At 48.0% G+C, this 12,980-nt stretch carries 13 protein-coding genes; 6 read left to right on the forward strand and 7 right to left on the reverse strand.

Features of this window, described 5'->3' with window-relative positions; all coding sequences use genetic code 11:
- Window positions 1–233, reverse strand: a 233-nt coding sequence (locus tag BM082_RS21945; protein ID WP_208862536.1) for a phage integrase N-terminal SAM-like domain-containing protein, incomplete at its 3' end; no start/stop codon positions are given.
- Window positions 234–394: 161 nt separating this feature from the next.
- On the opposite strand from BM082_RS21945, the gene BM082_RS21950 reads away from it, so the two are divergent.
- On the forward strand, window positions 395–730 hold the full coding sequence (locus tag BM082_RS21950; protein ID WP_074928626.1) for a transposase: 336 nt from the start codon (window positions 395–397) through the stop codon (window positions 728–730).
- Window positions 731–1,103: 373 nt separating this feature from the next.
- Here the strand turns inward: BM082_RS21950 and BM082_RS21955 are convergent, their stop codons facing one another.
- From BM082_RS21955 to pta, 5 genes are all read right to left on the reverse strand, one after another.
- Entirely contained in the window at window positions 1,104–1,409 is a 306-nt protein-coding gene (locus BM082_RS21955) for a hypothetical protein (protein ID WP_244276071.1), read from the reverse strand.
- Window positions 1,410–1,595: 186 nt separating this feature from the next.
- Entirely contained in the window at window positions 1,596–2,018 is a 423-nt protein-coding gene (locus tag BM082_RS21960; protein ID WP_074928628.1) for a hypothetical protein, read from the reverse strand.
- Between the two features lie 324 nt (window positions 2,019–2,342).
- Complete coding sequence (locus tag BM082_RS21965; protein ID WP_026025215.1) at window positions 2,343–3,305, reverse strand: transposase; 963 nt, start codon at window positions 3,303–3,305, stop codon at window positions 2,343–2,345.
- Between the two features lie 890 nt (window positions 3,306–4,195).
- Window positions 4,196–4,987 carry an FRG domain-containing protein gene (locus BM082_RS21970; protein ID WP_074928630.1) on the reverse strand — a complete coding sequence of 264 codons (792 nt, stop codon included), beginning with the start codon at window positions 4,985–4,987 and terminating at the stop codon, window positions 4,196–4,198.
- A 244-nt stretch (window positions 4,988–5,231) separates the two neighbouring features.
- Window positions 5,232–6,254, reverse strand: coding sequence for a phosphate acetyltransferase (pta, locus tag BM082_RS21975; protein WP_017010614.1), 1,023 nt, complete (start codon window positions 6,252–6,254; stop codon window positions 5,232–5,234).
- A gap of 535 nt (window positions 6,255–6,789) precedes the next feature.
- Here pta and BM082_RS21980 point away from each other — a divergent pair.
- The 5 genes from BM082_RS21980 to BM082_RS22000 all read left to right on the forward strand — a co-directional run bounded on the left by BM082_RS21980 (window position 6,790) and on the right by BM082_RS22000 (window position 12,013).
- Window positions 6,790–7,845, forward strand: coding sequence for a TRAP transporter substrate-binding protein (locus BM082_RS21980; protein ID WP_371734831.1), 1,056 nt, complete (start codon window positions 6,790–6,792; stop codon window positions 7,843–7,845).
- Window positions 7,846–7,903: 58 nt separating this feature from the next.
- Window positions 7,904–8,431, forward strand: a complete 528-nt coding sequence (locus BM082_RS21985; RefSeq protein ID WP_017010616.1) for a TRAP transporter small permease subunit — start codon at window positions 7,904–7,906, stop codon at window positions 8,429–8,431.
- Complete coding sequence (locus BM082_RS21990) at window positions 8,428–9,711, forward strand: TRAP transporter large permease (protein ID WP_017010617.1); 1,284 nt, start codon at window positions 8,428–8,430, stop codon at window positions 9,709–9,711. The genes BM082_RS21985 and BM082_RS21990 overlap by 4 nt, the downstream gene beginning before the upstream one ends.
- 218 nt (window positions 9,712–9,929) lie before the next feature.
- Entirely contained in the window at window positions 9,930–11,297 is a 1,368-nt protein-coding gene (locus tag BM082_RS21995; RefSeq protein ID WP_017013433.1) for a cache domain-containing protein, read from the forward strand.
- Between the two features lie 53 nt (window positions 11,298–11,350).
- On the forward strand, window positions 11,351–12,013 hold the full coding sequence (locus BM082_RS22000; protein WP_017013434.1) for a response regulator transcription factor: 663 nt from the start codon (window positions 11,351–11,353) through the stop codon (window positions 12,011–12,013).
- Window positions 12,014–12,192: 179 nt separating this feature from the next.
- On the opposite strand, the gene BM082_RS22005 is transcribed toward BM082_RS22000, so the two are convergent.
- Window positions 12,193–12,780 carry an acyl-homoserine-lactone synthase gene (locus BM082_RS22005; RefSeq protein WP_017013435.1) on the reverse strand — a complete coding sequence of 196 codons (588 nt, stop codon included), beginning with the start codon at window positions 12,778–12,780 and terminating at the stop codon, window positions 12,193–12,195.
- Window positions 12,781–12,980 lie beyond the last annotated feature (200 nt).

Raw genomic sequence — 12,980 nt, forward strand, 5'->3', positions numbered from 1 at the left:
CCATTGCGATCGAGTTTGACGGTACTCCAAGAATGGGTTCCGATAAGGTTCACGAAGTAGGTTTTGAGCTGTTGCTGAGAGAGATTATCCGGCGGACAATCAAAGAACATGGCGATACGCCGTACGGCACGGCTGTAGGCATCAATGGTGGCGGGTCGTTTGCCTTGTAGCGTTAAATTATTGAGGTGCTGTTGGTAAAGCGCATCGAAGTGCTGTTGTTGTTGACGGTTCATGGTATTTCTCCTGTCCGCTGCCCGATTGGCAGGGTTGAGAGAAACGTAGGCGGGATATTCTATTCTGCCGCGTAGCGGCTTCGTTCAACAAGCAATTTAAGAGGGATTCTGGACCTCCCCCGATTTAGTGGACACGTACTTCAGTCCATAAAGGGGGCCTTATGCCAGCCTACAAATCAGGAAAAAAGACAGCGGAATATTCACTAGACTTTAAACGTAAAGCGGTGGAATGGAGCTTTCAAAGTCACCGTACAGTGAAGTCAGTTGCCGAAGCATTAGATATCCATCCGTTTATGCTTTCAAAGTGGCGACGCGCTTACCTAGATGGAGTGTTTGGTATGCCTAAAGTCCCTCCAAAATCGCAGAATAAGCCAAAACCACAAGACGGAATATCTACATTAAAACAGCGTATTGCAGAGCTTGAAGAGGAAAATGACATCCTAAAGAAGTGGCCACGATTTCAAGCAGAACAAAGACGCAAGCCTTCCGATTCATAAAGACGTTCAGTGGGATATATTCCGTGAAGCTGATGTGCCTGCATCTTAGTGTGTCGCGCAGCGGTTATTACGCGTGGCTGCAACGCGCTGTGTCTAAGCGCGGAGCACTGCGGGGACAGACACTGTAGGTCCTGGCGCACTGCGCGCACTGCGGGGACAGACACCTCAGGCACTGCGGGGACAGACACCCCAAGTCCAGTCCTCCCAAGTCCTTTATATCAACTGCTCCATGGCTATGGAGCAGGCTATTTTTTTAGGGGGATTGTGAGCGATAATGACGGTGTTATTACCGATGCTGGCATTCTTCCTGTCTTAGGTTTTTTTGGGTATATGGTGCGACTTAGTATGATAGAAAAACTAACGACAACTGCCCTTATTTTTTCAATGTAATTATTAGACCCAGCAGGGTGAAAATTGTGCTTACAAAAGCAAGCATGACAGGAGGATGTGCATCAGTATGTATAATGACATGGCTCATCGCAAAGAAAGACCCAATTGATGCAGTCACCAGAGTGAGTGGCAGAACCCAAAGCTTTATGTTTTCTTTTGAACGAAATTGAAACACTAATAGTGCCAAAGCAGCAAACGCTAACGCAATACTCATCCCTCCGAAGGCGCGCATTAATGCGGTAATCAATATTTGGCGAGCACTGCGGGCGAGCACTGCGGGGACAGACACCCCAAGTCCAGTCCTCCCAAGTCCTTTATATCAACTGCTCCATGGCTATGGAGCAGGCTATTTTTATAGGGGGATTGTGAGCGATAATGACGGTGTTATTACCGATGCTGGCATTCTTCCTGTCATAGGTTTTTTTTGGGTATATGGTGCGACTCAGTATGATAGAAAAACTAACGACAACTGCCCTTATTTTTTCAATGTAATTATTAGACCCAGCAGGGTGAAAATTGTGCTTACAAAAGCAAGCATGATAGGAGGCTGTGCATCAGTATGTATAATGACATGGCTCATCGCAAAGAAAGACCCAATTGATGCAGTCACCAGAGTGAGTGGCAGAACCCAGGGCTTTATGTTTTCTTTTGAACGAAATTGAAACACTAATAGTGCAAAAGCAGCGAACGCTAACGCAATACTCATCCCTCCGAAGGCTCGCATTAATGCGGTAATCAATATTTGGTACTGATGAGGTACATGTGACCAATCGCTTCCTACTGCAACGGCATGGTAAGGCATAAACTCACCTTTAAAGCTATACGTGATACCAATGGCGAAAATTGAAAATGTAGGAATGAGGTAGCAGACGAATGCTAACTTTTGGTATTTACTCATAAACCGCTCCTATTCGTATATATTTCTAACACCGTACATGAAGGAGGTGTGTGTCACCACACAGTAAAACTTTCTATGCCATGAAGCCTAGAGAACATGCTAAAGCGCGTTTTATACATGGTAGCTAACGGGACGCACACCCTCAAAATGGTAGAAGATCTCCTCATCTATCTTTCTACTATTTCGCCCAACAACGTCCCTTCCCCTGAGCTTTGAGCAGGAAAATAGAAAACTCGCTGAAATCATGAGGAATGGGCGTATTACACGAAGGCGAAAGCCACCAAAACGGTGGTTATTCAAAAGATGGCTATGGTTTTGGTTATGCTAGTTTGCAGGAAGTCGAAATCCACAAAGACGCTTTCTCCCAAGTAAGGGTAAAGCGTCTTTGATGGATGACTCAGTGCCAATTAAGGTGCCCTTTTCTACATGTTTATACGCATCAAGCCATTCAACAGAATCAAAACCTAAACGGTTGAGTATTTCGGGCGTTCGATTGTCGATATGGCCGCACTTGTCTTCTCGGCATTGGCGTCCTGTCCAATCAACAAGCTCTAGATAATCCATCAACTGAAACGGAATCCCCTCCGGCATGTTTTCTCTGGGGTTTCCAACAAAAGGGAACAAGCCTTCTACGTCTGTTTTATCATTTTCGATGGCGTTAATTCGCGCTTTTACGCTCGTAAAGCTGGACGTTTCTGGGGTATCTGCAATCGCTGCTCTAACAGGATTCAAATCCACATAGGCCATGGCCGCTGCAAGGGCTTTTTCATCGAGCAATGCTTGGCTTTTAAACCGCCCTTCCCAAAAGTGCCCCGTACATTTGTCTTCACGGTTGGCCTCGGAGGCAATGTGCTGATTCAACAACCGCATAAACCAACTGATGGATGTTAATCGCTCCCGCCATACCTCAATTATCTCACCACATCGCTCCGTTTCAGCCTCTGAGAGTTTATCGCCCTGCATGAAGCGCTGAACTAATGAAGGTCCTTGATGAAACGCTAACCAACGTTCGATAACATCATGCTGAGTCAAATGTTTGGCTTTATCCGCATTGATATGAAACACCACGTGATAATGGTTACTCATGATAGCGTAAGCACAAACATCAATACAAAACGCACCCGCCAATGCAAACAAGCGCTTTTCAATCCATTCACGACGGTGCTCGTAACTTTGCTGAGCGTGTTCGTCGTAGCCACAGAGAAACGAACGACGCACACAGCGTGAAACACAGTGATAGTAAGGGGTTGCATCGATACTGATAAGGGATGAGCGTGCTTTTGTCATTATGATTTGAAGTGAATCGTCATTGAGCGATGCGAAAAGCATATCGTCCAACCACCAAGTATTCATCTTTGCTTAACACTTTTGAGCCTAGAAACACAGCCCATTGAAACTGAGTAGATTATGATTTTCTTTGAGTGTGTGTCCTCTTTGCTCTCGGATTATGATTTTCTTTGAGTGTGTGTCCTCTTTGCTCTCTGTGCTCTCTGTGCTCTCTGTGCTCTCTGTGCTCTCTGTGCTCTCTGTGCTCTCTGTGCTCTCTTTACTTTTATTGTTTGGAAAAGGCATTTTGAGGGGATCCGCTAGATGCAGGCGTCATGCCTCTGCCATTTATACAGAGTTAAGGAATGTATCCAGATATGGCATATTTAGCTTGTTTAAGTTCACAGTATTTTTCTTAACCATTTGATAAATTGAACAAAAATGAGACTGGAGGGTTACTAATGGGAACTGTAATAGGTTTTATTGTTCTAGCTGCTATGGATTGGTATCTTGTTCGTAAAACAGGACTCCATATTCATCAATGGATTTCCAAAAAATATGAAGATCATTTGTCGAGCAAGGAAAACAAAGAATAGCGTTTAATGAATTATGAGACAGATAATTCAATAAAGACTTTACCCGCTCACCCTATCGGTTTATGACTGCCTCCCGAGAAGTACGGAAATAAGCCCTGATGTTCAATGTACTGAAAGATATAGGTGAATTGGCTATCGGCAAAACGTATACCCGATGCTCTTTGACGATGAACACTCTGAAGGGAGAAGCACTCTATATCTTGCTCACTGTCGCTTCGTCTAACCGCTCCCAAAAACGAGGAAAATCCCCAAAAAAGAGCGGACCCATTCGGTCGCCCTTTTTTCTTGGTCTTTCTCTGCGTCTCGAAAGCGCCCTCAATCAAAGTCAAAGTCAGGCACGTATTTCTTCTTGAACTGCTTTAAGTCGCCGTCTGCGGATGCATCAGCCGGTAAGTCTGCGTCTTTAGGGGTGATGCGGCTGCATTGGTTGTTGTCGTACATCAGGTTGATGTGTCGGCATAGGCCATACAGGCTGTTGTAAATCGAGTGCTCGTTAATGCCCATCTCATTCAGTTCATAGATAATTTTGTCTTTCAAATCCGGCATGATCGGCAGTTCGGTTAAGAGGGACTGCAAACCGTCTTCGTCTTCCAACGCGGTGAACTGCGGCTCGCCGTTTTCTAAGCGTGAAGGGTGCGCGGTGAGGCGCTTGTTCTTGTATGGAGAGCCAGGGTTGACGGGCATGATGTGCAGTTGTTCTATCTTGAACGGGTTCTCATTAATGCCCAGTGTTGGGATGTCATCCGCGATCAACATATACACATGAGGTTGAGAACCAGGGCTGTGGCAGGCATACCACAGCGCTTCGTACGGATCGACGCTCCAATCCAGCAAGCGCGTTTCTAGCCCAGCATTGTGCGCTTCTACCAACAACTGACAGGTGGTTGGGTTAGGCAAATCAATGTACTCACGGCCATAGAGGTTAATCACGGCCAGCATATTGGCTTCGGTTTCGCCAGATTTTGTGATGCTTCGAGCCACTTGGGGGAGCAACTTACTTCGAATGTTGGGTTGGCCTCGGTACAACACCGTTTTGTGCTGCTTTTTGATGTTATCAATCGCAGCCGTGAATTTGGATAAAGAGTCGATATAGTTGATATGTTTCATGAAACCCTCGTTATCGAAAAGCCAATTCGAATGGTTGTCCGTCCTTGCTCTCGCTATCAAAGTGAGCGCGGAACTTACGGTAGTATTCAGTACGGATTACGTTTAGCGACCATAAAAAGCACTTAAATGAAATTTTTTATTCCGATTATTGAAGAAAAAGCTAGATTCAAATATACAATGCGTCAATGGCCATCATCGGCTTTGATGCATAAAATCCCAACATCGGTGCACTCACTGTTACCTTTCATTTCTGGCTCTGACTATTACTTACAGACAGTTCGTTCTGCATCACGGTCACCGCGATCACGTTCACGATATCGTCGTTGCTGCACCCCCGCGATAAATCATTCGCGGGCTTTGCCAACCCCTGTAGCAAAGGGCCTATCGCCACTGCACCACCTATGCGCTCTGCCAACTTGTAGCCAATGTTTCCCGCTTCGAGATTTGGAAAAATCAGGACGTTGGATTGCCCTTTCACGTTCGAATTCGGCAGCTTCTTTTTGGCGACGTCAGCAACAATCGCCGCGTCTAGCTGCACGTCTTCATCAATGGCGATGTTGGGTGCTTGTTGCTTCACCAACTGCGATGCCCGCACCACCTTGCTGACAGATTCATGTTGTGCACTGCCGCTGGTCGAGAAGGACAACATCGCGATTTTCGGCTCGACCATCAGCAGGCTTTCGGCGCTCCTTGCTGCCGCCAGCGCAATGTTTGCCAGCTCTTCATCGGTAGGGTCGATCACTAAGCCACAGTCAGAAAAAATCAGACCGCCTTTTAAAGTGTGGAATGGTTGGCACAGCATCATCAAAAAGAAGCTCGACACAATGGTGGCTTTTTTGTCTAACCCTATGATTTGAATCGCGCTGCGTACTACGTCTTTCGTCGTGTGCGTTGCACCCGCCACAGAGCCTTCCGCCATGCCTTTTGCGACCATGAGGTTGGCAAAATTGATGGGTTTCCGCGTTTCGACTAACGCTTGCTCACGCGTGATGCCCTTCTTTTGACGCAACAAAAAGTAGTGTTCGGCGAGGTCACCCGTCAATGGGCTGACATCAGGGTCAATCACATCAAAATCATCAAGAGGAATGTCGGCGGCATCGGCGGTTTCTTGTATGTTCGCGCTGTTCCCCACCAATATGATGCTGGCAATCCCGCGCGTTTGTACCTCAAATGCAGCGTGTAAAACCCGTTTGTCTTCGCCTTCACACAACACGATTCTTGAATGCCGATCCTTTGCTTTCTCGATGATGTTGTTCATGGCTTTCATGCTGCACCGCCCAGTGAGTATCGATTATGAATATCAATTAATGAAACGTATCGTTTCACAAATTAAAATAGCGAACAATTAATAACCACTTTTTCACGTGCGGTCAATAGAAATAAGGAGGAAGCATGATGAGAAGGCGAATACGAAGAGGTTTGCATTGTGTGTTTTGGTTCTATTTCCATGTACACCTGTTGTTCAGAATGAAACACGTTTCGCGTTAACCCCTTGTTAAATCCAGATCACATAAACCGCTAAAAGAAGGGGATATTTGCGCTTCAGAAACTACGTAGTTTTTGCGGGGTATAGACGATGTGCTGAAAAAAATAATCAACCACTTGCAACCAAAACCAGTAAAAACCTTACGTAGATATACGGAGATTTTGTGCCGCCAGCCCCCTCTCTTTTGTCGTGCTACGTGCGAAGTAACACGGCTATTTTGTTAACAAGATGTTTCGCATTCTTAAGGTCGAACGCAACGATCAAAAGGATGTGAATCATGGTCACTGTTACCTCAACCGCGAAAAAAGTGCTGCTCATGCTCGGCACGGTCACACTGCTTACAACGGCAAGCTTTTCTTCTTTTGCTGCCGACAAGGTTTACCGCTTAAAGCTTGCAGAAACATGGGGCCCCAACTTCCCCATTTTCGGTGATGCCACCAAGAACATGGCAGCGATGGCAGAGAAAATGTCGAACGGTCGTCTTCAAATTCGTATCGACTCATCAAACAAGCACAAAGCGCCGTTTGGTGTGTTTGACATGGTAAAAGCGGGTCAGTACGACATGGGACATTCCGCCTCTTACTACTGGAAAGGCAAAGTCCCGAACACCTTGTATTTCACCACAATGCCATTCGGCATGGTCGCCTCTGAACAATACGCATGGTTCTACCACGGCGGCGGCATGGCACTGATGGAAGAGGTGTATTCCCCGCACAACTTGCTGTCATTCCCAGGCGGTAATACTGGCGTGCAAATGGGCGGTTGGTTTCAAAAAGAAATCAATAGCGTTGATGATCTGAATGGCCTGAAAATGCGCATTCCCGGCTTTGCGGGCGAAGTACTCGCCAAGCTAGGCGCAAGCCCAACCAACATTGCGCCGGGCGAGCTCTACACAGCGCTAGAACGCCGCACGATTGATGCTCTTGAGTGGGTTGGCCCTGGCCTTGATTTGCGCATGGGTTTCCACAAAGTTGCCCCCCTTTACTACACAGGTTGGCATGAGCCAGCAACGGAATTGCAGTTCCTGTTCAACAAACGTAGCTGGGACAGACTGCCAGAAGATCTGCAAGAAATCTTGCGCGTTGCCATGCGCACTGCCTCTTACGACATGTATATCCAAAACGCCCATGCCAGTGCAGAAGCGTGGGAAACCATGTTGAATGAGTACCCCGATATCCAAGTGAAGCAGTTCCCAGAATCTGTGCTTACTGCGATGAAAACCGCCAACGATGCCTTGCTCGCTGAACATGCAGCGAACGACGCACAAGCCAAGAAAATTCTCGATTCACAAGCGGAATACCTCAAGAAAGCCCGCCGCTGGACCACGATTTCAGACAAGGCATACCTCAACAGTCAGCAGACCGCTGAGTAGCCTTTTGCGCCGAGCAATTGTTCGGCGCCTTTTTCGTTTTGCTTGAACAGGATGTCTTATGCAAAGCCTCATAGTTCTGGAACGGCTCATAAACCGCATCGCCGACGCGCTCGGTTGGATAGCCAGTTCCTTATTTCTCTTATTGATGCTCAATGTATTTTACAACGTGGTAATGCGTTACGCCTTCGACAGCGTGTCTATCGCACTGCAAGAAATGGAATGGCATTTGTTTTCTGCCGTCTTTTTATTGGGCGTGCCTTACGCCGTGAAAGCAGGCGGACACGTGCGCATTGATGTGCTGTATGAACGCTGGAGTGAAAAAACGCAGGCACTTGTTGACCTACTCGGTTGTGTCCTTTTCCTGATGCCGTTTGCGGTTCTCATCGTTTATTTCGGTATCGACTTCGCCAATGAATCTTTACAACTTGGCGAAAGCAGTGGCGACCCCGGTGGTTTGCCGCATCGCTGGATCATCAAAGCCATGATCCCGCTTTCCTTCTTCTTTATCGCCGTCACCGGGTTGGGGTTAATCCTTAACGCCCTCTCGCGTATTCTTCGCCCAGCCGTATCAGGGAGTCTCCAATGATTGGCATTATCATGTTTGTTGTCGCCCTGTTTGCCTTGCTGATCGGCTTTCCTGTTGCCTTTACATTCGGTGGCATTGCGTTGCTGTTCGGTGTGTGGGCAGAAGGTCTCGATATCTTCGCGTTCATGCCGTTTCGGATCATGAGCATCATGCAAAACACCGTGCTCATGGCGGTGCCGCTGTTTGTATTTATGGGCCTTGTGCTACAAAAAACACGCCTTGCCGAGCAATTGCTTGAAGCCATGGCGCGCTTGTTTGGTGGCGTGCGCGGTGGGCTCGCCATTTCGACCGTGTTGGTCGGTAGCCTGCTCGCGGCATCAACCGGCGTGGTGGGCGCATCTGTCGTGGCAATGGGCTTAATTTCATTGCCTGTCATGCTCAAGTACCAATACGACAAAGGCCTCGCCTGCGGCACTATTTGTGCGTCCGGCACCTTGGGGCAGATCATTCCTCCATCTATCGTGCTCATCCTGCTTGGCGATGTGCTCGGCATTCCCGTCGGCGATTTGTTCCAAGCTGCCGTTTGGCCGGGTTTAATGCTGGTCGGCGCATACATTCTCTACATCCTCTATTTCGCCTTTCGCCACCCTGAAGCCGCGCAAGCCATGGAGCCCGTTGAAGGCCAATCACGCAAAGAAGAAATCATCGAAGCCTTGAAAGCGGTCATTCCGCCGCTGGCACTGATCATCGTGGTGCTTGGTTCAATTTTCGCGGGCATTGCGACACCAACAGAGTCTGCTGCTTTGGGCGGCATTGGCGCGATCCTTCTGTCACTGATCTATCGCCAGTTTTCTTGGAAACTGCTGTATGACAGCGCCTTTGAAACCGTCAAAGTCACCGCCATGGTGTTCGGTATATTGCTCGGTGCGACCGCGTTTTCCATGGCGTTTACCTACACGGGCGGCGACTATTTGGTTGAAGAATGGATGCTGGCGCTGCCGGGTGAAAAATGGGGATTTTTGATCATCACCATGCTCGTGATTTTGCTATTGGGCTTCTTTATCGACTTCGTTGAAATCTGTTTCATCATTGTGCCGATCCTTGCCCCTGTGGCGGAGCTGATGGGCATCAACATGACGTGGTTCGCGATTTTGATTGCGATGAACTTACAGTCCTCCTTCTTAACGCCGCCGTTCGGGTTCAGCTTGTTCTACCTCAAAGGCTGTGCCCCTGATGGGATAACAACGCGGGACATTTACCGCGGTGTCATGCCCTTTATCTTTATCCAAGTGGCGGTGCTTGCCAGCATTTTGCTCTTGCCAGAACTGTATGGATTTTGATGTTGGAGACGAGCTAAACCCTTCGCGAGTATCGCCTATGGCTTGACGAATATTGGTAATTCTTGCAACAGTTTGTGGCGGCTTTATACAAGGCAGAGGCTTCGATGTGTAGCAGGCCTACATGAGAAGCCGATAACGCAGTAGAAAGTCGCCACAAACGCGGCAAAAAGGGTTCTACACTGAGGGGAGTCATTGAAGTCACGCACGGAGAGCAGTGGATGACACTCAAACTTAAAATCATTTTACTGACGGTGATCCCGCTGATTGTCATCAGTTACATGATTGGCTGGATCACCATTCAGCAAGCGGAGTCATTGGGAGTGAAAGAGGTTTCCACCTTTCGCGCCAGCATGCTCTCCTCCCGTGAGCAATCGATCAAAGATTACGTGAACCTCGCGACACAAAGCATCAAGCACATTTACGATAACGCCGATGCGAATGACGCGGAGGCTAAACTCCAGGTACTAGAGATCTTGCGCGAGATGCGTTACAGCGATGACGGCTACTTCTTTGTTTACGATGAAAACGGCTACAACCTTGTTCACCCCATCATGCCGGAGCTTGAAGGCCAAAACCTCATTGGCCTTCAAGATTCAAACGGAGATTTTCTGATCCAAAACCTGATTGCCTCCGCCAAAGCAGGTGGCGGTTTTCATGAGTACCTTTGGCACAAACCGTCTACCGATGAAATCGTGCCCAAGCTCAGCTATTCCGTGTGGTTGCCGAAATGGAAATGGATGGTCGGTTCCGGCTTGTACATTGAAGACATTGGTCATCAAATTGAAGAGGTGAAAACCTCGGTACAAACCAGCATCAACACGACATATCTCGCCATCATTGTGGTACTCATTACCTCCGTGGTGATCATGATCGTGATAGCGTTGGCGGTGAACCTGCACGAACACCGCATTGCCGATATGCGGCTCAGGGAACTCGCCTACCGCACTGTCATGATGCAAGAAGACGAGAAAAAGCACCTCTCGCGAGAACTGCACGATGGCATTAATCAGCTATTGGTGTCCGCCAAATGCCACTTGGAGTTACTGGCCAAAAGCGTGCTCTATCGAAACGAAGACAGCGAACTCACCCACCTTCAAAAAAGTGAACGTTCGTTGGTGATGGCCATCAGTGAAGTACGCCGAATGTCTCGAACCCTTCGCCCAACCACTCTTGATGACATCGGCCTGACCGCGGCGCTAGAAAGTCTCGCCACAGACTTTGCCTCTGCCACCAATGTTCAAGTCGATACTCACCTCGACCAAATTGATGCCACCCTGGCCCCGGATGTGATCACCACCTTGTATCGCGTGGTGCAAGAATCCTTGGTGAACGTTGAAAAACACAGTGGTAGCTCTCTCGTTGAGCTTGAGGTGACACAGCTTGGTGAGCGCCTACAACTCATTATTCGAGATAACGGCATCGGCTTTAAGGTGTCAGACGCACTGAAAGGTCGCGGCATTGGTTTACGCAACATGCGAGAGCGCATCGAGTTCATTGGGGGTGATCTGGAAATCAGTTCTAGCACCGCAAACGGCACGGAAATCATGGTGTTGTTAGACTTATCAGTAATCACCAAAGACGTGTAATCAGAGACGTTACGGGATCTGGGTGTTCAAAGATTTACAGGAGTAGATAAGCCATGCGCCAAGACACAGACGACATTCGCGTATTACTGGTAGACGATCACCGCGTCGTCATCGAAGGCTTTATCGCAAGGCTGGAAAGCGAACCGGGTATTGCTGTCGTCGGCACCGCCAGCAATGGCGTTGAAGCCCTCGAACAAGCCAAACTGCTTGACCCTGATGTTGTGCTCATGGACATCACTATGCCAATCCTCAACGGCCTAGAAGCCACCGCTTTGTTCAAGCAAGAACACCCCAACACCAAAATTCTCATGCTCACCATGCACGACAACCGCGAATACATTCTGGAAGTGATGCAATGCGGCGCGTCCGGCTACATCCTGAAAGATGTTTCCGCCGAGGAAATGGTCAAAGCCATTGAAACCGTGCATTCCGGCGCAAGCTACTTCTGTCAATCTGCCAGTAAAGCCCTGTTCAACGCCCCAGAAGAGAGCCCAGTAAAAACCACCACAAAGTCTGTCCTCAGCCGCCGGGAAATCACCGTACTCCTACTCGTCACCGAAGGGAAAAGCAGCAAACACATCGCCCAAGAACTCGACATCAGCGTCAGAACCGTCGAAACCCACCGCCAAAACATCAAACACAAACTCGACATTACTTCGACAGCCGAAATGATCACCTATGCCGTGCAAGCGGGTCTGATTGATGGGGTTGGGTGATGATTGAAGGTTGAAGGTTGAAGGTTGAAGGTTGAAGGTTGAGGATTAAATGTTCATGAGAACGATGAAAAAAGCTGATAAAAATCCCGCCAAAAAGGCGGGATTTTTTCTGTAAAGACGACACAAAATTAGAGAGAAAAGAGAAGCATGTCGGCATTACCGTCCGTGTGTTGATAGACTCAATTAATATTGATCTTCAAGCTCTCATCCACTTCCAAGCGCAGGGCGACGGAGCGTTCTTTGCCAACTTTTAGGGATTTTCCATCCCCCATACGGCGCATGTTTAGGCCGAGTGAACGGAGCATTCTTTCGCAGCCGACGGTAGTAACAAGCACGTAAGCGCGGATGTCGTTTTCTTGGGCGAAATCGTAGAATGAGCGGATGAGTGTGAGGGCGTTGTTACCGAACCAGCCGTTGGTGTTTTCGTAACTTTCTTTTGACGTCGTGAAGCGCGAGATTTCCCAAATGCCCTCTTCCATTGGCGCTTCTTCGCCTTGCAGCAATTGGGGGAACACATCTTTCAGCATGTATTCGCCTTGTGTTGGCATGGCACGCCAGCAACCAATCACTTCTTGGTTTTCTTCCGTCAGTGCGACGTAACTGGTTTGATCCATTTCATCAAAGTTATCTGACTCCATCTCTTGCGTTGAATCGACTTCCCACCCTAGGCGCTCTAGAAAGCTGCGATGACGTAGACGGAAGATATTATTTAGAACAGCAGGATTATTGAATTTTGATTCTGGTGTCAGGGTAATTAGCTGGCTCATGGTTATTCCTTCAACTTGTCATTGGTAATCGTTTAAGGCGATTGCTTGAGAACGAGTTCAAGGCTATGGCAGCACCCAATTACCAGTAAGCTGTCGGAAATTACAGTCGCAATGAGAGAGCGTTTATCCTCATGATATAAATCAATTAAATTACTAAAACACCTTAAACCTATCACTTGTGACAGGGGATATTTTGCAAG

This window comes from Enterovibrio norvegicus DSM 15893 (genome assembly GCF_900115495.1).
In the GTDB taxonomy this organism is placed as follows: domain Bacteria; phylum Pseudomonadota; class Gammaproteobacteria; order Enterobacterales; family Vibrionaceae; genus Enterovibrio; species Enterovibrio norvegicus.